At 72.4% G+C, this 23,294-nt stretch carries 23 protein-coding genes and 1 pseudogene; 12 read left to right on the forward strand and 12 right to left on the reverse strand.

Annotation, left to right across the window (positions count from 1 at the left end; translation table 11 throughout):
- Positions 1 to 133: 133 nt before the first annotated feature.
- The 5 genes from A4V12_RS33610 to A4V12_RS33630 form a co-directional block, all read right to left on the reverse strand.
- Positions 134 to 976: a hypothetical protein gene (locus A4V12_RS33610; protein ID WP_064073286.1), complete on the reverse strand. Its 843-nt coding sequence runs from the start codon at positions 974 to 976 to the stop codon at positions 134 to 136.
- Positions 977 to 1,041: 65 nt separating this feature from the next.
- Entirely contained in the window at positions 1,042 to 1,653 is a 612-nt protein-coding gene (locus A4V12_RS33615; RefSeq protein WP_064073287.1) for a hypothetical protein, read from the reverse strand.
- Positions 1,654 to 1,664: 11 nt separating this feature from the next.
- Complete coding sequence (locus A4V12_RS33620) at positions 1,665 to 3,116, reverse strand: hypothetical protein (protein WP_064073288.1); 1,452 nt, start codon at positions 3,114 to 3,116, stop codon at positions 1,665 to 1,667.
- Between the two features lie 95 nt (positions 3,117 to 3,211).
- On the reverse strand, positions 3,212 to 3,646 hold the full coding sequence (locus tag A4V12_RS33625; RefSeq protein WP_159028990.1) for a hypothetical protein: 435 nt from the start codon (positions 3,644 to 3,646) through the stop codon (positions 3,212 to 3,214).
- A gap of 169 nt (positions 3,647 to 3,815) precedes the next feature.
- Positions 3,816 to 4,235, reverse strand: a complete 420-nt coding sequence (locus A4V12_RS33630; protein WP_064073289.1) for a hypothetical protein — start codon at positions 4,233 to 4,235, stop codon at positions 3,816 to 3,818.
- A gap of 161 nt (positions 4,236 to 4,396) precedes the next feature.
- On the opposite strand from A4V12_RS33630, the gene A4V12_RS33635 reads away from it, so the two are divergent.
- The 6 genes from A4V12_RS33635 to A4V12_RS33660 all read left to right on the forward strand — a co-directional run bounded on the left by A4V12_RS33635 (position 4,397) and on the right by A4V12_RS33660 (position 9,655).
- Complete coding sequence (locus tag A4V12_RS33635) at positions 4,397 to 5,242, forward strand: MurR/RpiR family transcriptional regulator (RefSeq protein WP_064073290.1); 846 nt, start codon at positions 4,397 to 4,399, stop codon at positions 5,240 to 5,242.
- A gap of 246 nt (positions 5,243 to 5,488) precedes the next feature.
- Positions 5,489 to 6,007 (forward strand): hypothetical protein, encoded by a 519-nt coding sequence (locus A4V12_RS33640; protein ID WP_064073291.1) that lies wholly within the window; start codon positions 5,489 to 5,491, stop codon positions 6,005 to 6,007.
- An 81-nt stretch (positions 6,008 to 6,088) separates the two neighbouring features.
- Entirely contained in the window at positions 6,089 to 6,937 is an 849-nt protein-coding gene (locus A4V12_RS33645; protein ID WP_064073292.1) for a DUF4097 family beta strand repeat-containing protein, read from the forward strand.
- Positions 6,938 to 7,101: 164 nt separating this feature from the next.
- A complete protein-coding gene (locus tag A4V12_RS33650; protein WP_234372438.1) occupies positions 7,102 to 8,094 on the forward strand; it encodes an ATP-binding cassette domain-containing protein in 993 nt (330 codons plus the stop codon).
- Entirely contained in the window at positions 8,091 to 8,879 is a 789-nt protein-coding gene (locus A4V12_RS33655) for an ABC transporter permease (RefSeq protein ID WP_064073294.1), read from the forward strand. The genes A4V12_RS33650 and A4V12_RS33655 overlap by 4 nt, the downstream gene beginning before the upstream one ends.
- A gap of 188 nt (positions 8,880 to 9,067) precedes the next feature.
- Positions 9,068 to 9,655, forward strand: coding sequence for a hypothetical protein (locus A4V12_RS33660; protein WP_064073295.1), 588 nt, complete (start codon positions 9,068 to 9,070; stop codon positions 9,653 to 9,655).
- Positions 9,656 to 9,662: 7 nt separating this feature from the next.
- Here the strand turns inward: A4V12_RS33660 and A4V12_RS33665 are convergent, their stop codons facing one another.
- From A4V12_RS33665 to A4V12_RS33695, 6 genes and pseudogenes are all read right to left on the reverse strand, one after another.
- Complete coding sequence (locus A4V12_RS33665) at positions 9,663 to 10,037, reverse strand: hypothetical protein (protein WP_064073296.1); 375 nt, start codon at positions 10,035 to 10,037, stop codon at positions 9,663 to 9,665.
- A 6-nt stretch (positions 10,038 to 10,043) separates the two neighbouring features.
- Positions 10,044 to 10,541, reverse strand: a complete 498-nt coding sequence (locus A4V12_RS33670) for a roadblock/LC7 domain-containing protein (protein WP_064073297.1) — start codon at positions 10,539 to 10,541, stop codon at positions 10,044 to 10,046.
- A 94-nt stretch (positions 10,542 to 10,635) separates the two neighbouring features.
- Entirely contained in the window at positions 10,636 to 11,454 is an 819-nt protein-coding gene (locus tag A4V12_RS33675) for a hypothetical protein (RefSeq protein WP_064073298.1), read from the reverse strand.
- Positions 11,451 to 11,636: pseudogene (locus tag A4V12_RS40070) on the reverse strand (hypothetical protein); the annotation flags it as partial. The pseudogene A4V12_RS40070 and the gene A4V12_RS33675, both read right to left, overlap by 4 nt.
- 724 nt (positions 11,637 to 12,360) lie before the next feature.
- Positions 12,361 to 13,716: an APC family permease gene (locus A4V12_RS33690; RefSeq protein ID WP_064073299.1), complete on the reverse strand. Its 1,356-nt coding sequence runs from the start codon at positions 13,714 to 13,716 to the stop codon at positions 12,361 to 12,363.
- 37 nt (positions 13,717 to 13,753) lie between these two features.
- The gene (locus A4V12_RS33695) at positions 13,754 to 15,076 is read right to left on the reverse strand and encodes a diaminopimelate decarboxylase (RefSeq protein ID WP_423564098.1); all 1,323 of its coding nucleotides are present in this window, start codon (positions 15,074 to 15,076) and stop codon (positions 13,754 to 13,756) included.
- Between the two features lie 133 nt (positions 15,077 to 15,209).
- Here A4V12_RS33695 and hutU point away from each other — a divergent pair, with 133 nt between their 5' ends.
- From hutU to A4V12_RS37880, 6 genes are all read left to right on the forward strand, one after another.
- Positions 15,210 to 16,874 carry a urocanate hydratase gene (gene hutU / locus A4V12_RS33700; protein WP_064073301.1) on the forward strand — a complete coding sequence of 555 codons (1,665 nt, stop codon included), beginning with the start codon at positions 15,210 to 15,212 and terminating at the stop codon, positions 16,872 to 16,874.
- The gene (locus A4V12_RS33705; protein WP_079137568.1) at positions 16,871 to 18,154 is read left to right on the forward strand and encodes an allantoate amidohydrolase; all 1,284 of its coding nucleotides are present in this window, start codon (positions 16,871 to 16,873) and stop codon (positions 18,152 to 18,154) included. The genes hutU and A4V12_RS33705 overlap by 4 nt, the downstream gene beginning before the upstream one ends.
- Positions 18,145 to 19,479, forward strand: coding sequence for a formimidoylglutamate deiminase (locus A4V12_RS33710; protein WP_064073302.1), 1,335 nt, complete (start codon positions 18,145 to 18,147; stop codon positions 19,477 to 19,479). The genes A4V12_RS33705 and A4V12_RS33710 overlap by 10 nt, the downstream gene beginning before the upstream one ends.
- 26 nt (positions 19,480 to 19,505) lie before the next feature.
- Entirely contained in the window at positions 19,506 to 20,753 is a 1,248-nt protein-coding gene (hutI, locus tag A4V12_RS33715; RefSeq protein ID WP_107415576.1) for an imidazolonepropionase, read from the forward strand.
- A 339-nt stretch (positions 20,754 to 21,092) separates the two neighbouring features.
- Entirely contained in the window at positions 21,093 to 21,743 is a 651-nt protein-coding gene (locus A4V12_RS33720; protein ID WP_234372440.1) for a hypothetical protein, read from the forward strand.
- Positions 21,744 to 21,784: 41 nt separating this feature from the next.
- Positions 21,785 to 22,252: a hypothetical protein gene (locus A4V12_RS37880; protein ID WP_159028991.1), complete on the forward strand. Its 468-nt coding sequence runs from the start codon at positions 21,785 to 21,787 to the stop codon at positions 22,250 to 22,252.
- A gap of 187 nt (positions 22,253 to 22,439) precedes the next feature.
- On the opposite strand, the gene A4V12_RS39395 is transcribed toward A4V12_RS37880, so the two are convergent.
- Positions 22,440 to 23,168, reverse strand: coding sequence for a toxin-antitoxin system YwqK family antitoxin (locus A4V12_RS39395; RefSeq protein WP_234372441.1), 729 nt, complete (start codon positions 23,166 to 23,168; stop codon positions 22,440 to 22,442).
- Positions 23,169 to 23,294 lie beyond the last annotated feature (126 nt).

A 23,294-nucleotide genomic window follows, 5' to 3' on the forward strand; every position in this document is an offset into this window, starting at 1 on the left:
GGGCTCTTGTGCCCGCCGGGGCCGGGGCGGACGCATGCGCCCCGCCGGGCCTGTTGAGCCCGGGGCAGCCGGGCGGGCCGAGGTGCCGGCATCCGCGGGGCCCCGGGCGGTGCGGGGGCCCGTCGCCCGGCGGCTAGCGGGCTTCCGCGTGCTGGATCTCGCCGTCTCCGGGCAGGAGGGCGGTGATCCTCGTCCAGATGGTCTTCGCGTCCGTGCGGACGAGCCGGAAGGGGGTCGCCGGCGTGATCCGGTCCGCGGGCAGCGGCTCCTCCGGCAGCTCCCGCAACCAGTAGCCCAGCGACCCGCAGTCCCACACGGCGAAGCCGCGCCCCGCGACGCCCGGGCTGCCGTCGCGCGTGGACTGCCAGGCGGCGGTCATCCGCCAGCTCGACCGCAGCTCGGAGATCAGCTCGGTGAGCAGCGCCAGCTCCGGCCCGGCGAGGGCGCCGCCTGCTGCCAGGCCCCGGGCGACGAGCTCGCGCTCCTGCTCGGCGGTGCTGCCGTGCGGCAGGTTCTCCAGGCCGGTGAGCCCCGCCTCGACGGTGCCGACGGTGGTCCCGACGGCCGGGAGCGCCGACTCGCGGGCAGCGGGGGACTGCTTGAGGTTCACCATGTCGGCGAGCTTCCAGACCAGCATCTTCGGCTCCACGAGGGAGTACTCCGCCTCGGGCTGTCCGGGCCAGGCCTCGTGGGCGACGACGTCGTCCTGGCCGATCATCATCCCGTGGTGCAGCTTGCCCTGCCGCCCGCCCGCCTCCAGGGATATGACCACGACGGGGGACAGGATCGTCTCCATCAGCGGCAGCAGCAGCTGGGACAGCTTCCCGTCCCGGTGGACCAGCCCGCACTCGACCAGTTCCTTGTGGGCCGTCGCGTACTCCTCGGGCACCTCCTGGCCGGCGGCCATCTCGGACAGCACGACCACGTGTTCGTCGGCCAGCCGGAAACGTGACCTGGAAACGTCGAACGAAGGCATATCTCACTCACTTGGTAGTCAGTCACCGCAGCCCACCCCGGGCCCGGTCATGAGCCGTCGGGCGGTCAGTACTGGGACTCGGCCCAGAGGTTGAAGACCCGGGCGAAGCCCGCCCGCACGGCCCCCCGCCGGGTGAGCACGGACCGGTCGACTCCGCAGAAGAGCGCCGCGAGGGCGATGTCGGCGTGCAGCACCCGGCCCTCGGCCTGCACCGTCATGCGCTTGCCCTTGCCCCAGCCCGACTGCCGCACGCTGATGACGACACCGGGGTCCTCGGCGTCGGCGGCCCGGGACAGCGTGTACGCGTTGCGGTCGACGGCGGTCAGCCGGTAGCCGTCCCCGAGGTAGGTCATGTGCAGGGACCGGCCCCGGTGGGTCATGCCCCACCGGTTCCGGCTCATCCGGACGTGCCCGTCCCCCAGGCGGAGGACCGCGCGGTTCAGGGAGGGCCGGGTCATGCCCTCCGTGTGGATCCCGCGCGCCTCGAAGGTCGCCGTGGGGATCAGGCCGCCGCTCACCTCGGTGACGACCTTCTCCTGGAGATGCGGCTGCGCCGGGTAGACCACACGGATGTCGCCGAATTCCGGGGAGGTGCCCTGCCAGCCCCACTGGGTCCGCTCGCCCTTCTTCCGCTCCCTCCAGTGGGTGAGCGTGAACGGGCTGATGATGGTGTGCATGGATTCCCTCGCTAGTCGAACGGGTTGAGGGCGCTGCCCAGCTTCTTCGCCCCGCTGGCGATTCCGTCCCCGAGGTCCGAGGCCTTGTCGCCGACCCAGTCTCCGGCCTTCTCGAGTCCGTCGCCGATGGCCTCGCGGTTCTCCCAGATCACCGCGCCGCCGTACGCGATGCCCGTGCCGATGGCCAGGCCCAGCGTCACCGGGGTGGGAGCCACGGTGAGGGCGGTCATGGACGCGCTGAACGCCGTGCCGGTGAGGTCGGTGGCGAACTTCGAGGGATTGGCCTTGATCATTTCCGTGTCGTACGTGGCGAGGTTCGCCAAGCCGTACCCCGTCGCCGCCACGCCTCCGACCACGCCCACGCCGCGCATCCAGCCCGCGGCCTTGGCGGCGTTCGCCAGTCCGCCGTTCTGGGCGACCTTGATGAGGTTGGCCTCCGTGGCCGCCGGCATGTGGAAGACGTTGTTCTTCATGAACCCGCCGAACATCGCCGCTTCGTCGGAGCCGGTGACGGCGGTGACCAGGCCGGGGGGAACGCGGCTCAGCATGCTGCCCGGTGCCCCGGGCAGCCGGTTGTTGATGAAGTTCGCGAGCATGGTGCCGGGCGCCGTGACCGCCTTGCCGTGCTTGAGGGCCTTGTACAGCTTGTACGAGCCCTTCAGCGTCGTCCCCGTCGCGGTGGCGAACGCGGCGGCGGTGAGGGTGCCCTTCTGCACGGCGGCGAACAGTTCGGCGGCCCTCTTGCTGCCGGTGACGTTCTCGATGCCCGCCTTCTGCAGGCGCTTCAGGTAGTCGTCCAGGGTCTCGTCGTCACGCATCTTGAGCGCGTTGAGCTCCATGCGCTCCTGCTTCTTCTGGTCGTCCGCGGCGGAGACCTTCCCGGCGTCACCGTTGAACCCGGTGCCCAGGGTTTCGTCGTTCTTGCCGCCCTGGCCGTCCTTGACGACCGCTTCCAGGTCCTTCTTCAGGTCCTTGTCGGCGTCGTCGACGGCCTTGACGCAGGCCTTGATGTACTCGGCCCAGGACTGCTCGCTCTCCCGCACGGTCCTGGCGTGGTCGGGGTCGTGGCGGGCCGCCTGGCGCTCGGCCGGGGTCAGCTTGTCCCAGTCGTAGGCGACGTTGCCCTGTTCGGAGACCTTCATGCCGGCCGCGATGGCGTCCGTGCGGGCGGTCTCCAGCTGCTTCTTCAGCTCGACGAACTGCTGGTGGGCGTTGCGCAGCAGAGTGGCGGTCGCCTTGGCCTGGGTCTGAGCGGCCTGGTACTCGTAACGCGTAGCGGCGAAGTTGGTGTGTGCCGCGGTCGCGCTCTCACCGAGCCACGTCGGACCCATGGTTATCTTCTGGACGTTGTCCCGGTAGGTGACTTCCACCTTGTGTATTTCGTCGGCCATCTTCTGCCATTTGTCGGCAGCGGTGTTGAGAGGCCCGAAGTCGGTGGACATGACTTCGTGGTACGTCAGCATTCTGTTTCCCTAGGGGCGACGGGGCATCGGCAGCGACTCGTACGCGCCGACGGCGGTCGGCGTTCGGCGGTCCTCGCTCAGCGGTCGGCGAGCGCTCAGTACTTGCTGAGGTTCGACGGGATGCTCGCGATGGCCTGGCCGCGGCCCACGTCGACGCCGGTCAGGGTGGTGACGGTGGCCCTCAGGGCGCCCTTCTCCCGGTTCAGCCGGGCGGTGAGGGTCTTGACCTGCTTCTCCCACGTCGTCTGCACCGTCTTGAGGCCGGCGGCGGTCTCCCAGCCCTTGAGCGCTCCGACGGCGCCCGTCGTGGCCTCGTCCGCCCAGTCGGTGGCCTTCTTCGTGTCCGGCACGATGACGGTCTCGATGGTGTTGGCCGCCGCGCGCTTCTCGGTGGGGGTGGACACGAGGCCCTTGCCGCCACCGGCACCGCCGCCGCCCGGCTCGGCGGGCAACTGGTTGAGCCGCATGGACGTCTCCTGGCGGCTCGCGGCCTCGGCCCGCAACTGGGCCCATTCCTCATCGAATCCCATGGCGCCAACCCCCGATGCTGGTGATCACGATTTCGTGTCGGCATCCTATGTCGGCGTCCCACGGGAGGGGACCGGCCGCATCCCGCGCCTGCGCCGGAAACGCCGGAATAGCGGGGCTATTTCCACCGGGGATTGAGGGTTGTGAGAGTCTCGTGCAGAAGCCGGGCGCCTATCGGTCCTCGTCGTCCGCGCGCCGGGTGTGACGCCAGGGCGCGCTGCGCGCGGCTTGGAACGCGTTGACGCCGACGATGCCCGCCCAGGTGACGACCAGGCCCTTGAGGCCCGCGTTGGCCACACCGATCGCGGAGAGCGGTATCGCGAGGACCAGTGAGATGACGGCGAAGCCGAAGCGCTCGCCGAAGTGCTCCCCCGTGGCCGGACCGGCGGCGGGCCGGCCGCCGCGGGCGACGACCATCCGCTGCTCGGCGACCTGACGGCGGACGCGGCGGTCGACCGTGGCGTCCAGGCGCTGCTCCAGCTTCTCCAGGAACGACTCGACGAGCGCCGGCTCGTACTCCGTCCCCAGTTCGCGGCGGGCGTGGAGGGTGGCGTCGAGCTCCTTCGCGAGCTCCGTGTCACGGGCTTCCATGGCCCTTACGGTACGCAGCGGCCGCGGCCGCGTCGCTGGGGTTAACCCCCCTCTTCGACCCCCTGGACACCCCCACATCACCGCTGCCGCTTGCCCGGCTGCATATCGTCATGCAGAGTCATGGATGACTGAATATCCAGGTCGGGAACGAGGGGGACGGGATGAGCGACAGCCCTGCCGCACGGTTGCAGGCGCTCTTCGAGGGGCACCGGCTGACGCCCACGCAGCGCCGGATCGCCCACTCGATGGTGCGGCGCGCCGCCGACGTACCGTTCCTGTCGAGCGTGGAGCTGGCCGAACTGGCCGGCGTCAGCCAGCCGTCCGTGACGCGCTTCGCCGTGGCGCTCGGGTTCGACGGCTACCCGGCGCTGCGCAAGCACCTGCGTGAGGTGGCCCCCGCCGAGCCGGCCGCCGGGGCGCGGGACGAGTCCGCGTACAACGAGTACCAGCAGGCGGTGCTCGGCGAGATCGAGAACCTGAGGCACCTCGCCGAACTGCTCGCCGACCCCGAGCCGGTGGAGCGTGCCGGGCGCCTGCTCGCCTCCTCCCGGCCGCTGCCGGTGCTGGGGCTGCGCGCCGCCTCCTCGCAGGCGCGGGGCTTCGCGTACTTCGCCGCCAAGGTGCATCCGGACGTACGGCTGCTCGACGAGGGCGGCACGATGCTCACCGACCGGATCGACGCCGCCGTGCGCGCGGGCGCGACCGTGCTGCTGTGCTTCGCGCTGCCCCGGCACCCCCGGGAGGTCGTGGACGCCCTCGCGTACGCGCGCGACGCGGGGCTGACCGTCGTCACGGTCGCCGACTCCGCGTTCGCCCCGGTGGCCAAGCACAGCGACCTGCTGATCCCGGCGGCGGTCGGCACCGGTCTCGCCTTCGACACGGCGTGCGCGCCGATGCTGCTGGGGCGGGTGCTGCTGGAGGCGATGTGCGACGGGCTGCCGGACGCGCAGGCGCGGCTGGAGCAGTTCGACACGGCCGCGGCCGCGCGGGGCCTGTTCGTGGAGTAGCGGTACGCGGGTGCCGCCGGACACGGGTGGCGCCACGCGACGTCCCCTTGGTGCCAGGTGGCGCCACATGGCGCCATCGCGGCACCAGGAACCGTGCCGCCGGGCTCGGTCATACGGGTGGCGCCACCCCGGAGCGGACGGATTTCCCAGCGTTGTCGCAGGTCACCGCCGTGTGGCCGGTCGGAGTGGCATCGGCGGCGCCATAGGTGGTTGCGCGTGGCGCCATAGTGGTGCCATGATGACGTCATGGACCTCACCCCCTACGTCGACACCCTCCGCCGCGAACTCGCGGTGGCCGCCGAGGCCGGCGGCGACGAAGCCCGCGCGCTGGCCGAGCGCCTCACCGCTCCGCTGGAGTCCGCGACCCGGCTGACCATGCTGAACGTGCTCTCCGCCGCCATGGCCGAGATCACCCGCGAACTCGCCCCCGGCTCGGTCGACGTACGGCTGCGCGGCCTCGACCCCGACTTCGTGGTGACGCCACCGCCCTCCGACAGTGGTGCCACGGCGGAACCGTCCGCCCGGGTCGAGCCGCTCGGGAGCCCGGTCCCCGCCGAGGGCGAGGAGGGCGGCACCGCCCGGGTCAACCTGCGCCTGCCGGCCCACCTCAAGGCGCGTGCCGAGGAGGCCGCGGGCCGCGAGGGCCTGTCGGTCAACGCGTGGCTGGTGCGCGCGGTGGCGTCCGCCGTCGAGGGCGGTGCCCGGCCCCGTACCGCGGAGAAGACCCAGACCCACGGACAGAGCTTCACGGGCTGGGTGCGCTGACCGCGCCCGCCCCATCCACTTCACCTCACACCACGTCCCACCAGCGGGGACGCCCTGTAGACCCAAGAGGACGGGACAGCCATGCCTTCTTTCGACACTCCCGCACCGATCTCGGTCACCGCCCATGTGGAGGCCGGTTCCATCCAGTTCACGGCGGGCGACCGCCCCGACACCGTCGTCGAGGTGCGGCCCCGCGACCCCAAGCGGGACCAGGACGTGCGGGCGACGGGCCAGACCGAGGTCGCGTACGCCAACGGCGCCCTGACGGTCAGAACGCCCAAGGGCCCGCTGCTCGGCCTCGGCCGCACCGGCACGGTCGACGTCACCGTCGAACTCCCCGCCGGCTCCCGCCTGGAGGTGACCGGCGCCTGGGCCCAGGTGCTCGGCGAGGGCCGGCTCGGCGAGGTCCGGGTGAAGACCTCGTCCGGCGACGTGCGGTTCGACACGACCGGCCCGCTGAACCTGACCGCGGCGCACGGGTCGATCACCGTGGACCGGGTCGAGGGTCCGGCCGAGATCACCACCAGCTCCGGCAGTCTGCGCGTCGGCGTGGTGGACGGCCCCGTCGTCCTGAAGAACACGCACGGCACCACGACCGTCGGGGCCGCGACCGGCGAACTGCGGGTGAGCGGCGCCAACGGTGACATCGAGATCCGGCGCGCCGAGGACTCGGTGACGGCCACGACCGCGCACGGCACCCTGCGCGTCGGGGAAGTGGCGCGCGGCACGGTCCAGCTGGAGACCTCGTACGGCGCGATCGAGGTCGGCGTCCGCGAGGGCGTGGCCGCCTGGCTCGACGTCAGCTCCGGTTCCGGCCAGGTGCGCAACACCCTCACCGCGTCCGGGGCCCCCGGGGAGGTCGAGGACACCGTCAAGGTCCGCGCCCGCACCCGGTACGGCAACATCGACGTCCGCCGCGCCCGGGTCTGACCTCCCGCGGGCCCCCGCACCGGGCCCCCTGCCCGCACCGCCCCCCCGCACCACCGCACGCCTTCCGCGCGCCCCGCGCCCGGTCCCGTTCCGGCGCCACCGCGCACCTCAGCCGCGTCACCCCCACCCCCGTCACTCCATCACCCCTCGAACAGGAGGGCTCCATGCCTTCGTCTGTCATGTCCACGTCCAAGCAGGGAAGCGGTCCGCAGGCGCCCCCCGCCGTCTCCGCCATCGGCCTGCGCAAGTCCTACGGCGACAAGACCGTGCTCGACGGCGTCGACCTGCACATCCCGGCCGGATCCGTGTTCGCGCTGCTCGGGCCGAACGGCGCCGGCAAGACCACCGCCGTGAAGATCCTGTCCACCCTCATCTCCGCCGACGGCGGCCAGGCGCAGGTGGCGGGCCACGACATCACCACGTCGCCGGACGGGGTGCGCGCCGCGATCGGGGTGACGGGACAGTTCTCGGCCGTCGACGGGCTGATCACCGGCGAGGAGAACATGCTGCTGATGGCGGACCTGCACCACCTCTCCAAGCGGGAGGGCCGCCGTACCGCGGCGGAGCTGCTGGAGCGGTTCGACCTCGTCGACGCGGCGAAGAAGCCGGCCTCCACGTACTCCGGCGGCATGAAGCGCCGCCTCGACATCGCCATGACGCTGGTCGGCGGCCCGCGGATCATCTTCCTCGACGAACCGACCACCGGTCTGGACCCGCGGTCGCGCCACAACATGTGGCAGATCATCCGCGAACTGGTCACCGGCGGCGTCACCGTCTTCCTCACCACCCAGTACCTGGAGGAGGCCGACCAGCTCGCCGACCGCATCGCCGTCCTCAACGACGGCCGGATCGCGGCCGAGGGCACCGCCGAGCAGCTGAAGCGGATGATCCCCGGCGGCCACGTCAGGCTCCGCTTCGCCGACCCCTCCGCCTACCGCGGCGCGGCCGCCGCTCTGCCCGCGGCCACCGCCGACGACGAGGCACTGGTGCTCCGGATCGCCAGCGACGGCAGCCAGCGCGACCTGCGTTCGGTCCTCGACCGGCTGGACGCGGCCGACATCGAGGCCGACGAACTGACCGTCCACACCCCCGACCTCGACGACGTGTTCTTCGCCCTGACCGGCGGCACCGACCAGCCCAAGGAGACGCTCCGATGAGCTCCCTGTCCCTCGCCCTGCGCGACTCCTCCACGATGCTGCGCCGCAACCTCCTGCACGCGCGCCGCTACCCGTCCCTGACCCTCAACCTCCTGCTGACCCCGATCATCATGCTGCTGCTGTTCGTCTACGTCTTCGGCGACGTGATGAGCGCGGGCATGGGCGGCGCAGCCGACCGCGCCGCCTACATCGCCTACGTGGTGCCCGGCATCCTGATGATGACGATCGGGGGCACCGTGGTCGGGACCGCGGTGTCGGTCTCCAACGACATGACCGAGGGCATCATCGCCCGGTTCCGCACGATGGCCATCCACCGCGGCTCCGTGCTCGTCGGACACGTCACCGGCAGCGTGCTGCAGTCGGTCGCCAGCGTCACCCTCGTCGGCGCGGTGGCGGTGGCCATCGGGTTCCGGGCCACCGACGCCACCGCCCTGGAGTGGCTGGCGGCGTTCGGGCTGATGGCCCTGGTCGCCCTGGCCCTGACCTGGATCGCGGTCGGCATGGGCATGGTCAGCCCCAACGCCGAGGCGGCCAGCAACAACGCGCTGCCGCTGGTCATCCTGCCGCTGATCTCCAGCGCGTTCGTCCCGGTCGACGCCATGCCGGGCTGGTTCCAGCCCTTCGCCCGGTACCAGCCCTTCACCCCGGCCATCGAGACCCTCCGCGGACTGCTGCTGGGCACCGAGATCGGCCACAACGGATGGATCGCGGTCGCCTGGTGCCTCGCCCTCACCGTCCTCGGCTACTTCTGGTCGAAGTCCGTCTTCAACCGCGACCCGAAGTAACCGGGCCCCGCCGGACACCGGGAAAGGCCCCCGGGCCTCCTGCCCGACCGTCTCCGCGCCCTCCTGCCGCCCTTCGCGGCCGGGGGGCGCGGACGCCGTCGCGCGCGGCCGGGCGCTCTCAGAAGACGTTAAGGAACGGGAGTTACCCTCCCGCCGCACCCATCGGTCATGCGGACGAGGAGGCGGACATGGGGGTCCCCCCGAAGAAGGCAGGGGGAGCGCGGCGGGCCGCCGCGCTGGCGCGGGTCGCCGTGGTCGTACGGGCGAATGCCGCGCCCTTGTGGTGGGCGGGGCTCGTGGCCGCCGGCGCCGGGGCGTGGCCGGCGGGGCTCACCGGGCGGCGCGTCGGGCTGTGGGCCGGCGCCGCGCTGTTCCTGGTGACCGCCGCCGCGGTGGTCCTGGCGCGGCGCGGGCGCTACACGCTGCTGGCCGAGGGGGCCGTCCGGGCGGCCCGGGGGGACTTCCTCCAGGACCGCGCTGTGACCGTGCGGCTCCGGCGGCGCACCCACCGTTGGTGGCTGGCGGGCGCGTTCGTCGCCGCGCTGGCCTCCTCCTTCGCGGTGCCGGGCGCGGGCGGGCTCTGCCTGGCCGGCGCGGGGGCCGGGCTGTGGCTGAAGGCCCGGTGGCTGGGGCGCCGGGAACGTGACCGGGAGACCCTGTACTGGGTGCGCGTCGACCGGCTCGCCAAGGGGCCGGCCGGCGGGCCCGTCGAGGCGTACCGGTCGACGGGTGTCGCGGCGGGCGACGCCGCGCCGGGCGGGGCGCGGCGCCGCTGATCCCGCGTCAGACGTCCAGCTCGGCCTCGATCTTCCTCAGCTGGTGGCGGGCCATCGCCAGATTCGCCCGCTGCTTGTCCAGCGCCAGGTAGAGGAACAGGCCGTTGGAGCCCCGGCTCTTGAGGAGCCGGATCAGGTGGTACTGCGTGCCCAGGGTGATGAGGATGTCCTCGATCTCCTCCTTCAGCCCGAGCATCTCCATCGTGCGCACCTTGGCGCGCACCACGTCGGTGTTGCCGGCGGCGGCGACCGTCAGGTCCAGGTCCTTGCCGCCGCCGATGGTGCCGAGCGCCATGCCGCTGCTGTAGTCGACGAGAGCGGCGCCCAGGGCACCGTCGATGACGGTGGTGGCTTCCTTGAGGGCGGTTTCGGTGTTGGCCATGGGGTGTCACGCTTCCTTCGGTTTGTGGGACGGCAGGGGCGGGATGGCTTGTCGGGTGGGCAGGGACGCGGCCGTCGTGGACGGCGCCGGCGCCGGTCGCGGCTCGCTCTGCGGGGTACGCCGGTGCAGGGCGCCGTCGACCAGTTCGCCGATGCGGGCGCTGGACCGGCGGGCTTCCAGGTGGAGCCGGCCCACGTTGATGCGGGGCTCGGCGAGGAGCGTCAGCACGGCGGAGCCGCCCGCCGCGTACGTCGCGACGTAGCCGTGCTCGCCGCGGACCAGCAGCTCGCGGAAACCGCCCTGCCCGGTGGCGTCGGTGAGCCGCAGCGCGACGCCGAGCGCGGCCGCCGTGAGGGCGGCGACACCCTCGGCGGCGTCGGCGTCCGCCGTGTCACGGGCCAGGACCAGGCCGTCGGTGCTGGCCGCGAGCGCCCCGGTCACCTGGGGGATCCGGGCCCGCAGGCGCCTGAGCTCGCCGAGCACCTCGGCTTCGGCCGCCGTCATCAACTGTCTCCTCTCACTCCTTCCACTCCTCTCGCTTCTCTCGGCGCGCTGTCGCAAGGCGCGCCTCATGAGCGCGTCCCGGGCGTACGGGCGGTCACAGATGGGCCTCCAGGGCGTCACGGAGCCGGCGGAGCAGGGCGATGTCCGGTTCGGATGCGAAGCCAGCGGGGTCGTAGGGGGCGGACTCGTACGGAAGGCCGTCGTAGGGGATCGGCTCGCGTGCGTACGGATGCGCGTACGGCTGGGCGCAGGGGTGCGCGTACGCGTGCGACTCGTGCGGGACCGGGTCGGGCACGGCCGGTTCCGGCGGCGTCGTCACGAGCCCGGCCGCGGCCAGCCGCCTGATCTCCAGCAGGATGTGGAACGCCGGCCGGCCCAGTGCCCAGGCGAGTTGTGCGGGCGTGCGGTGACCGTCGGCCTGGGCCAGCAGGGCGCGCTGGCGGGGGGTGACCGTCTGGCCGGGAGCGGCGGTCCGGGGCACGACCGGCGCGGCGTCGACCGCCGGGTAGGGCCACACGTGGTCGAGCAGTTCCCGGCGGCGCAGCGTCTCCCGCTCGATGTCGATCGCCGGTACGGGGCGGGCCGCGCGCGCGGCGTGGGTGCCGTGGAGGGTGCCGTACTGGAAGCGGGCCGGGCCGCGCCCGGGGGCGAGGGCGAAGAACGCCGCGTCGAACAGGGCGCCCAGGTGGCATATCTCCAGCTCGCCGGCCGACACCCGGCCCTGCCGCGGCTGCCGGCCGCCCGCCGACAGCAGGACGTCCGGGCCGGGCGCGACCGGGCTCTCCGCGTGGGCGACCCGCCCGTCGACCAGGTACAGCGTCCCGTGGTCCCGTACCAGTGCCCCGGTGGCCCGCTCCTTGGCCAGCCGCAGCAGCATCGGCGACACCACCGCCTGGGCGGTCCGCGTGCTCATACCAGCACCAGCCGCTCGGCCAGTTCGCGCATGCGCAGCCGGGCCAGCGCCAGGTTGCCGGTGGAGCGGTCCAGCCACAGGTGCAGGAAGACGCTGCTGTCGAAGGTCGTCTCGACGAACCGCAGGACGTGGTAGCCGGTACGGGTGGTCACGATGACGTCCTCGACGGGCGGCGCCTTGGGGTCCACGCCGACCGGCAGCGTCCCGGGCGCGGGGAGCGCCGCGGCGGCCGTGGAGGCCGGGGAGCCCGTGGGCACTGCGCCCTGCGGCGACGGGGCGGGCGGGCCCGCGGCGTGCGTCCCGGCGGGTGCGCCGCCCGGCCGGCCGCGCGTCTCCGGGGCCGCGGAACCGTGCGCGGGCCGCGCCGTCAGACCGGGGGCCGGTACCGGTGTCAGGTCGGGTATGAGGCCGGAGCCCGCGCCGACCCCGGCACCCGCGCGGGGTATGAGGCGGGAGCCCGCGACCGCCCCGGGTACGAGGCTCCCGGCCCCGCCCGCCACGACCGTCCCCGCGTCGGGCGGGGGGCCGCCGGCCGGGTCGGCCGCGGGGCCCGGTGCCGGGGGCAGGGCCGCCGGTGCCGCGTCGGGGGCGAACGACTCGTACTCCGCGGCGGCCCGGGCGAGCTCCGCCGTCTCCGCCGCCGTCGTCTCGTGGTCACCCACCGGTGACCGGCCGGCCGTGCCGAGTGCGAGCCCACTGGTCCAGTCGACGAGTGCCGCACCCAGCGCGCCCGGCAGGCTCATCACTTCGCGCAGGCACTCGTCGATTCCGGGCACGCGGGCTCCCCTCCCAGTTCCCCGTTGCGCATCAAGGCTGTGACGACGACGCTACGCAACGTTCGCCCCCCTGGTGGGAGTTCTGGCATTTTCCGAAGGAACGTGCCCGTGAGGGGGTAGGGTCGCCGGTTTACGCTTCTCCGCGCGCCCGCATCACCACCCTGTTGAGCGCCCACAGCGCCACACCGATGGCGACCAGCACACCGGCCCGGATGTACACGTCCGCGTCCCGGTCGGCGAGGGGGCTCGCGAGGACGAGCGCGGTGATCGCGCCGAGGACCGGCAGCACCGTCGGCGTACGGAAGTGCGGGTGATCGACCGGGTCGCGGCGCAGTACCAGGACCGCGATGTTGACCACGGCGAAGACGCACAGCAGCAGGAAGGCCGTCGTGTCGCCGAGGCCCTCGATCTCACCGGTCGTCACCAGGCCGATGGCCAGAAGGGACACGAAGACGATGCCGACCACCGGAGTGCGGCGCTTCGGCAGGACGCGGCCCATGGCGCGGGGCAGGATGCGCTCGTTGGCCATGCCGTAGCAGAGCCGCGAGGCCATCATGATGTTGATGAGCGCCGAGTTGGTGACGGCGAACAGGGCGATCAGCGCGAACGCCTTGGGCGGGAAGTCGAGGCCGCCGGCCTTGACGACCTCCAGGAGCGGTCCGCTGGACTGCTCCAGGGTGCGGTGGTCGACCAGGAGCGACGAGATCAGCGCCACCAGCACGTAGACGGTGCCGGTGACCACGACGCCGGTGAAGATCGCCCGCGGGAAGGTGCGGACCGGGTCGCGCGTCTCCTCGGCCATGTTGACGGAGTCCTCGAAGCCGACGAACGCGAAGAAGCCGAGCGCGGTGGCCCCCAGCACGCTGGTGAGGAGGGCGTACCCGGTGCCGGTCGCCTGGAACTCGCCGAGCCGGGAGGGCTCCCCGCCGCCCGTGAGCACCGCCCACGCGCCGACGGCGAGGATGACCGCCAGGCCGGTCAGCTCCACCAGGGTGAGGACGACGTTGGTCTTCACGGACTCCGACACGCCCCGCAGGTTGAGCGCGGCGAGGGCGAGGAGGAAGAGGATCGCGACCAGGGTGGGCGGCACCGCGCCCCGGGTGAACTCGGTGAGGTAGTCGCCGCTGAAGGCGCGGGCCGCCGCGCTCGCCGAGGACAGTCCCGAGCACATGACCATGAAGGCGACGATGAAGGTCAGGAAGGGGACCTTGAACGCCTTCTGGGTGTACAGGGCGGCGCCGGCCGCCTTGGGGTACTTGCCGACGAGTTCGACGTACGACGCAGCCGTCAGGATCGCGACGGCGAAGCCGATGAGGAAGGGGAGCCAGAGGGCGCCCCCGACCTTGCCCGCCACCTTGCCGGTGGTGGCGTAGATGCCGGTGCCCAGGATGTCGCCGATGACGAAGAGGATGAGCAGTTTCGGTCCGATGACCCGTTTGAGGGCCGGCTCCTCGTGGGCGCCCACGGCCTGTTCGGTGGTGGTCATGGGAAGGTTCTGCCCTCCGGCCGCGGCGGGATTCCCGTCACCGCGCGAGCAGCGCGTCCGCGTGGCCGCCGCCTCCCTCCGCGACGATCTCGGCGACGGTCTGCGGCGGGCGCACGGTCGCGAAGCGGACGGCCCCGTCCTCCCCCGTGACGTAGCCGTACACCCCCGGCCGGGTGAGGGAGTTGTACGCGTAGTGGTGGGCGAAGTAGTACGCCCCGGTGTCCAGCGCGGCCACGATGTCGCCCGGTCCGATGCGCGGCAGCGCGCGCTGCACGGCGAGCAGGTCACCGGCGAAGCAGGCCGGTCCCGCCACGTCCTGCTCGACGAACGGGCCGCCCGTCCTGGGCCGTCCCCCGGCGTCGTACACGGTGATCCGCAGCGGCCAGGAGACGGGGTCGTACACGGTCCTGGTGGCGACCTGCACGCCCGCGTGCGTGACGGCGATGGGACGGGATCCGGACGTCTTGGTGTACTCGACGCGGGCGAGGACCGTGCCGTGCTTGGCCAGCAGCGACCGGCCGAACTCCGTGACCAGGCCGTAGCGCCCGTCGAACAGCCCCGGCACCTCGCGGGCGAGCAGCGCGGCGTACTCGGCGTACGTCGGCGTCTCCTCGTCGGAGGTGAAGTTCACCGGCAGGCCGCCGCCGATGTCGATGGTGTCGACGCGGCGGCACCCGGCGGCCGCGTTGATCTCCTCGGCCAGTTCGTACACCTCCCGGACGCCGGTGACGAGGAGGGACAGCGGCAGCCCCTGCGAGCCGGAGTGGGTGTGCAGCCGGGTCAGCCAGGGCCGGTCGAGGTACGCCCGTACGACACCGGCGCGCGCGCCCTCGTCGCGCAGGGCGATGCCGAACTTGGAGGTGGCCGTGGCGGTGGACAGGGCGTCGATGGCGCCGCCGCCGATCTGCGGGTTGACGCGCAGCCCGAGCGGGGAGCGGGTGGGCGCCTCCCGGACGAGGGCGTCGAGCCGGGCCAGCTCCTGCGGGTTGTCGGCGTTGACGGCGATGCCGAGGTCCAGGGCCTCCCGCAGCTCGGCCGGGGTCTTGGCGGGGGAGTCCAGGACGATCCGGTCCGCCGTGACGCCCGCCGCGCGGGCCAGGGCCAGCTCGCCGGGGCTGGCGACCTCGGCGCCGAGCCCCTCCTCGTGCAGCAGGCGCAGGACCGGGACCAGGGGGGAGGCCTTGACGGCGAAGGCGTGCAGGACGGGCGCGTCGGTCACGGCCGCGAAGGCGGCGCGCAGGGCCGCGGCGGAGGCGCGCACCCCGGAGACGTCGAGGAGGGCGGCGACCGGGGCGGCCGGGGTGAGGAGGGCTTGGTCGACCGCTGCCCGTACGGCTCGATCGCGACGGTCCGGGGCCATGTTCCGCATGTTCCCCAGCCAATCATCCGGTGCCGCGCACCGCAGCCGTTGACTACATCTATTCATCAAGACAAGATGTGAATAACTGATTCTGCAACCGCAGCCGTCCATCTGCGACCGAGGAGGCATCCCCATGTCAGGACCCCGCCCCGTACGGGCCCCGCGCGGTACGGAACTGAGCGCCCTGGGATGGCAGCAGGAGGCCGCCCTGCGGATGCTGCAGAACAACCTCGACCCCGAGGTCGCCGAGCACCCCGACAAGCTCGTCGTCTACGGCGGCACCGGCAAGGCCGCCCGCGACTGGCGCTCCTTCGACGCGATGGTCCGCACGCTGCGGACGCTCAAGCAGGACGAGACGATGCTCGTCCAGTCCGGCCGCCCCGTCGGCGTCATGCAGACCCACGAATGGGCGCCCCGCGTCCTCATCGCCAACTCCAACCTGGTCGGCGACTGGGCCAACTGGGAGGAGTTCCGGCGCCTGGAGCAGCTCGGCCTGACCATGTACGGCCAGATGACCGCCGGGTCGTGGATCTACATCGGCACCCAGGGCATCCTCCAGGGCACCTACGAGACCTTCGCCGCCGTCGCCGCCAAGAAGTTCGGCGGCACCCTCGCCGGGACGATCACCCTCACCGCCGGCCTCGGCGGCATGGGCGGCGCCCAGCCGCTCGCCGTCACCATGAACGACGGCGTCGCCATCTGCATCGACTGCGACCCGCGCGCCATCGAGCGCCGCATCGAGCACCGCTACCTCGACGTGCGGGCCGACTCCCTGGAGCACGCCCTCCAGCTCGCCGTCGAGGCGCGCGACGCCCGCCGCCCGCTCTCCATCGGCCTCCTCGGCAACGCCGCCGAACTGCTGCCCCGCATGCTCGCCGAGGGCGCCCCCGTCGACATCGTCACCGACCAGACCTCCGCCCACGACCCGCTCTCCTACCTGCCGGTCGGCGTCGACTTCGACGACATGGCCGCCTACGCGGCCAAGGACCCGGCCGGGTTCACCACCCGCGCCCGCGAGTCCATGGCCCGGCACGTCGAAGCCATGGTCGGCTTCATGGACGCGGGCGCCGAGGTCTTCGACTACGGCAACTCCATCCGCGGCGAGGCCCGGCTCGCCGGCTACGACCGGGCGTTCGCCTTCCCCGGCTTCGTCCCCGCCTACATCCGCCCCCTGTTCTGCGAGGGCAAGGGCCCCTTCCGCTGGGCCGCCCTGTCCGGCGACGCCGCCGACATCCACAAGACCGACAAGGCCATCCTCGACCTCTTCCCCGAGAACGAGTCGCTGGCCCGCTGGATCAAGATGGCCGGCGAACGCGTCCACTTCCAGGGCCTGCCCGCCCGCATCTGCTGGCTGGGTTACGGCGAACGCGACCGCGCCGGCGAGCGCTTCAACGACATGGTGGCCGCCGGCGAGCTGTCCGCCCCCCTCGCCATCGGCCGCGACCACCTCGACTGTGGCTCCGTCGCCTCCCCCTACCGGGAGACCGAGGCCATGCTGGACGGCTCCGACGCCATCGCCGACTGGCCGCTCCTCAACGCCATGGTGAACGTCGCCTCCGGCGCCTCCTGGGTCTCCATCCACCACGGCGGCGGCGTCGGCATGGGCCGCTCCATCCACGCCGGCCAGGTCACCGTCGCCGACGGCACCCCGCTCGCCGGCGAGAAGATCCGCCGCGTCCTCACCAACGACCCGGGCATGGGCGTCATCCGCCACGTCGACGCCGGTTACGACCGCGCCGACGAGATCGCCGACGAGCGTGGCGTCCGCGTCCCCATGCGGGAGGGCGACGGAGCATGACCGGCACCACCGACGGCCCCGCCCCCACCGTGACGCCGGGGGCGGGCACCACCCCGCCCCCCGGCGGGCGACCCCCCTCCTTCCACACCATGTGGGCCGACCTCGCCCCCATCGGTCGCCACGCCGCGAGCGGCGGCTACCGCCGCCACGCCTGGACCGGCGCCGACGCCGACTGCCGCACCTGGTTCCAGGAGCAGGCCGAGGCCCGCGGACTCACCTACGAGACCGACCACAACGGCAACCAGTGGGCCTGGCTCGGCGACCCCCTCGGCGAGGACGCCGTCGTCACCGGCTCCCACCTCGACTCCGTCCCCGACGGCGGCGCCTTCGACGGCCCGCTGGGCGTCGTCTCCTCCTTCGCCGCGCTCGACGAACTCCGCCGCAGAGGCGCCCAGTTCCGCCGCCCGGTGGCCATCACCAACTTCGGCGACGAGGAAGGCGCCCGCTTCGGCCTCGCCTGCGTCGGTTCCCGCCTCACGGCCGGCCGGCTGACGAAGGAGGCCGCGTACGCGCTGCGCGACGCCGACGGCATCACCCTCCCGCAGGCCATGGAGGCCGCCGGATACGACCCGGAGGCCATCGGCCCCGACCCCGGACGCCTCGCCCGGATCGGCGCGTTCGTCGAACTCCACGTCGAGCAGGGCCGCGCCCTCGACCTGACCGGCGACGCGGTCGGCATCGCCTCCGCGATCTGGCCGCACGGCCGCTGGCGGTACGACTTCCACGGCGAGGCCAACCACGCCGGCACCACCCGGCTCGCCGACCGGCGCGACCCGATGCTCACGTACGCCGAGACCGTCCTGGCGGCCCGCCGCGAGGCCGAGCTGGCCGGCGCCGTCGCCACCTTCGGCAAGATCGCGGTCGAACCCAACGGCGTCAACGCCATCCCCTCCCTCGTACGCGGCTGGCTCGACTCCCGCGCGGCCGACCAGGCCACGCTCGACACGGTGGTCTCGGGCATCGAGGCGGCCGCCCACGAGGCCGCCGCCCGCCAGGGCGTCGACCTCACGGTCGTCCGCGAGTCCTTCACCCCCGTCGTCGAGTTCGAGCACGCCCTCCGGGACGAACTCGCCAAGATCCTCGGCGGCCGGGTCCCGGTCCTCGGCACCGGAGCCGGACACGACGCCGGCATCCTGTCCGAGTCCGTCCCCACCGCCATGCTGTTCGTCCGCAACCCCACGGGCATCTCCCACTCCCCGGCCGAACACGCGGCCGAGGACGACTGCGTGGCCGGCGTCCTCGCCCTCGCCGACGTACTGGAGGGACTGGCGTGCCGCTGACCTACTGGTGCGAACACGCCTGGCTCGGCACCCACGTCGAGCCGGGCGTCACCCTCGAGGTGACCGACGGCCGCCTCACCGCCGTACGCACCGGCACCGACACCCCGCCGCCCGGCGCCGTCACCCTGCGCGGCCTGACCCTCCCCGGCCTGGCCAACGCCCACAGCCACGCCTTCCACCGGGCGCTGCGCGGCACCGTCCAGGTCGGCTCCGGCACCTTCTGGACCTGGCGCGAGGTCATGTACCAGGTCGCCTCCCGCCTCACGCCCGACAGCTACTTCGCACTGGCCCGCGCCGTGTACGCGGAGATGGCACTGGCCGGCATCACGGTCGTCGGCGAGTTCCACTACCTCCACCACGCGCCCGGAGGGACCCCGTACGCCGACCCCAACGCCATGGGCGAGGCGCTGATCGCGGCGGCCGGCGAGGCGGGCATCCGCATCACCCTGCTCGACACGGCCTACCTCTCCTCCGGCTTCGGCGCCGCCCCCGACCGGCACCAGCAGCGCTTCTCCGACGGCACGGCGGACGCGTGGGCCGAGCGGGCCTCCTTCCTCAAGGACCGGGACGGCGTCCGCATCGGCGCGGCCATCCACTCCGTACGCGCCGTCCCCGCCGACCAGCTCTCCACGGTCGCCCGGTGGGCCGCCGACCGCGGGGCCCCGCTCCACGTCCACCTCTCCGAGCAGACCGCGGAGAACGACGCCTGCCTGGCCGCCCACGGCTGCACCCCGACCCGGCTGCTCGCCGACCACGGCGTGCTCGGCCCCCGCACCACGGGCGTCCACAACACCCACCTCACCGACGAGGACATCGCCCTGCTCGGTGGGACCGGCACCGGCACCTGCATGTGCCCCACGACGGAACGCGACCTCGCCGACGGCATCGGCCCGGCCGGCGCCCTCCAGCGGGCCGGATCGCCCCTGTCCCTGGGCAGCGACAGCCACGCGGTCATCGACCTCCTGGAGGAGGCGCGGGCGATGGAGCTCGACGAGCGCCTCCGCTCCCGCACCCGCGGCCACTGGACGGCCGCCGCGCTGCTCCACGCCGCCACCGCCGAAGGGCACGCCGCCCTCGGATGGCCCGACGCCGGCCGCCTCGAGACCGGGGCACTCGCCGACTTCACGACGATCGCCCTCGACACCGTCAGGACAGCGGGACCGGTACCGCGTCTGGCAGCTGAGACAGCGGTATTCGCCGCGTCGGCAGCGGACGTGCGCCACACGGTCGTGGGCGGCCGTCATGTCGTACGGGACGGGGCCCACGCCCTGGTCCACGATGTGCCCCGGGCCCTGACGGACTCGATCGCCGCGCTGCACCGCTGAAGGAGACACCCCTGACCATGAACAGCATGAACAGCGGCCCCGACACGACGAACAACCCCCCGGCGACTGCCGCCCCCGCGACCGCGAACAGCGCGGTCGCGGCGACGGCCACCGTCATCACCAACATCGCCAGCCTGGTCACCAACGACCCCCTTCTCGGTGATGGATCCCCCCTCGGCCTGATCCGGGACGCGGCCGTCGTCATCGACGGCGACCGCGTGGTCTGGATCGGTGAATCAAGCAAAGCACCCGCCACTGACAACCAGGTCGACGCGGACGGCCGGGCCGTCGTCCCCGGCTTCGTCGACTCCCACTCCCACCTCGTCTTCGCGGGCGACCGCACCGCCGAGTTCAACGCCCGGATGTCCGGGCAGCCGTACGCCGCCGGCGGCATCCGCACCACCGTCGCCGCGACCCGCGCCGCCACCGACGAGGCCCTCGAAGCCAACGTCACCCGCTACCTGCGCGAGGCGCTGCGCCAGGGCACCACCACCTTCGAGACCAAGTCCGGCTACGGCCTCACCGTCGAGGACGAGTCCCGCGCGCTGCGGATCGCCGCCCGCCACACCGACGAGGTCACCTACCTCGGCGCGCACATCGTCTCCCCCGACTTCGCCGGTGACCCGGCCTCCTACGTCGCCCTGGTCACCGGCGAGATGCTCGACGCCTGCGCCCCGCACGCCCGCTGGATCGACGTGTTCTGCGAGAAGGGCGCCTTCGACGGCGACCAGGCCCGCGCGATCCTCACGGCCGGCAAGGCGCGCGGCCTCCACCCGCGCATCCACGCCAACCAGCTCTCGTACGGCCCCGGCGTCCTGCTCGCCGTCGAACTGGACGCGGCGTCGGCCGACCACTGCACGCACCTCACCCAGGCCGACGTGGACGCCCTCGCCGCCGGCCGCACCGTCGCCACGCTCCTGCCCGGCGCCGAGTTCTCCACCCGCGCCGAGTGGCCGGACGCCCGCCGCCTCCTCGACGCCGGGGTCACCGTGGCCCTCTCCACCGACTGCAACCCGGGCTCCTCGTTCACGTCCTCCATGCCGTTCTGCATCGCGCTCGCGGTCCGCGACATGGGCATGACCCCCGACGAGGCCGTCTGGTCCGCCACGGCCGGCGGCGCCGCCGCCCTCCGCCGCACCGACATCGGCCGCCTCACCCCCGGCGCCCGCGCCGACCTGACCCTCCTGGACGCCCCCTCCCACGTCCACCTCGCCTACCGCCCGGGCGTCCCCCTGGTGACGGCGGTCTGGCAGCGCGGCGAGCGCGTCCTCTGAGCGGCCCGCCTCCGCGGAGCCCCGGGGGCGTGGCCCGCGGGCTCCGCACCGGCCAACAGCCGTACCTCGTAAGGAATTTTCGACCGACCACTACCGCGCCGGTCTCCCGCCCCTGCTCGGAATTTGAGCTTTCTTTGAGTAATTGGGCCCCTGGTGATGGGAAATCAATTCATTCCCTGTGATCCACGTCACCCCCTGTTGTGGCGCATGCTCGCACTCCGATAGATATGTCGTGCACGCGCCACCCAATGGATAAGTCCAAGGTGGCCTGCTTGTGACTCCTTGACCAAGAGTCACCTCACAACTGCATCGAAACGGGGCACAATGGATCGCGCTGTCGTGCGCACTGCAATACCTCTTTTCGTTACCGGCGCCTTGCTGCTTTCAGGGGCGGGTGTCAGTGTCGCTTCTCCGGCGGAGGAGCCGCTTCCGGCCGATGACGCGAAGATCGTCATGAATGACGGGCGCATCATCGGCGTCAATGACACGGTCGATTTCTCGTTCGAGGGGGACGAGAAGGCGGTGGAACCGAAGCCCGCCAAGGGCGACATGAGCGCCATGGCCTGCCCAGAGGTGAACGACCGGCCGAAATACACCGTCAAGGGCTCCCCCCACTTCCTGCCGGACAAGAAGAAGCCGCAATCGACGTGGCTGCTGCCGCGCCAGACGGTGTCGTGGACGGTGACCGGCAGCCACACCTTCACGTGGGACATCGGTGCCAGCGCCGAGGCGGAAGCGGGCGCCATCCTGGCCAAGGCCAAGGTCAGCGTCGACACCAAGATCAGCAACGCCTGGACGTGGACCGGGACCCAGACCGTCACCGACACCAACACCACGTCCAAGGGCTACCGGGCCGTACTCGGCCAGGTCGGGTGGAAGCTCACGGGTACGAAGACGTGGATCGCTCCGCCTTGCACGCTCAAGAAGAAGACCATTGTCGTCCTGGCTCCGCGCAAAGGGGACATGTCGATCGGACGGCAGAATTCATGAGTCGGGGCAGGCGGGCGAACCGGAGGGCAGCGCTCTGCCTCGTGACCACCGCGGTGCTCTCCGCGGCGGCGTGCACCCCGAGCGAACGGTCCGGCCCATCTGCACAGAGCCCCAGCGCGACCGGGGCGCCCACCGCCGCGACACCGGACGATGCCGCTGACCTCAAGGCTGTACTGGAACGAGCTTTCGTCGCCAGGGAATCGCTCGGCGGCGGATCCGGCCGACTGGACCCCCAGTTCGGAAACACTCATCCCGCCACCCCTGAGGGCGTGCTCAGCGTGACATTCGCGTTCACGTGCACGGGCAAGGGGGAGGTCTCGCTGAAGTTCACCGTCGGCGGCAAGGAGGTGCCGACAGCTGCGGGCAGCCAGGTGTGTGACGGCACCATTTTCCAGCGCAGCGTCGATGTGCCCAAGCGGGGTCCCCTTGGCTTCCAAGCCGCCGTCGGTGGCTCTGCCGACGGCGGATTCGCCTACGCCTACTACGCCGAGAAGAAGCAACTTCCCTAGCCGACCGATGCAGCCCGGCCCGAGGCCGTACAGCCGGCGACTCCGGTTGTACGGTCTCGGACCTGAGAAGGTCCAGTGCGCCGAGCCTGCGCGGGCACAGCGCACGCACATCCGCACCGGCTCACGTGCCGCCATCGCACGACGGACGGCGGCTGGTCATACGCCGGTGGACCCGAGGTGCCGCTGGTCATGATCCGCTCCGTTCACCGTCGCCGCGGCGCCACGAGGTCAACTGGTCGCCGTTCTCGTCCCACGTGTCCCGCTCGTGGAGCGAGTAACCGGAGCTGTCGAACAACTGCCGCTGCATGAGCGTGCCGTTGGGGTGCCACTCCTTCCACTCGCCCACCGCGCAGCCGCCCCGGGCCACTCCCTCGGATCGCGGGGTCCCGTCCTGGTACCACTCACGGGACAGTCCGTGGAGGAGGCCATCCGCGTACTCGTCCAGGCTGATCAGGTATCCGTTCCGGTACTCGGCCACTTCTCCGGTGAAAGGAGTACCGCCGTAGAACAAGCAACCGCTGACATCCATGTCGACATCCGGATCATCGATGTCGATCCGTACCACGGACCTCGCCGGCGGTTCGGACTTCGTCCCCCGGCTGTCGAGGCTGTCGAGGGTCATCGGGTCCAGGTGTGCCAACGGATGCCCGTCCACATGGGACTGCCAGGTGCCGAGCGGGATCCCGAACACAACCAGGTCCACGACCCCGTTCTCGACAGGAAACGCACCACCCCGCTCGAAGAGCAGGAGCAGGGGCTGAAAGGGGTCCGCATGACGCCGGGCGGCCTCGACGTCCGCATCGTGCAGGGCCGCCCAGTGCAGTGCGAACCGGCAGAGGCTCCGTGCGCGCAGGACGGGTACGTGCTCGGCGGCGAACTGGTCGAGTTCGTCGACAAGACGGGACGGCGCTCTCACGGAGGCATCTATGTGAGCGCCGATGTCGAAGAAGGGCCACAGGCCGGGCACCTTCAGCTCCCGTGCCCAGACAGCAGAACGGCGCAGAAACTCACGCAGGAGCGCGGCACGCGACCCCGCGTGGTC

This window comes from Streptomyces noursei, assembly GCF_001646665.1.
Lineage (GTDB): Bacteria > Actinomycetota > Actinomycetes > Streptomycetales > Streptomycetaceae > Streptomyces > Streptomyces lavendulocolor.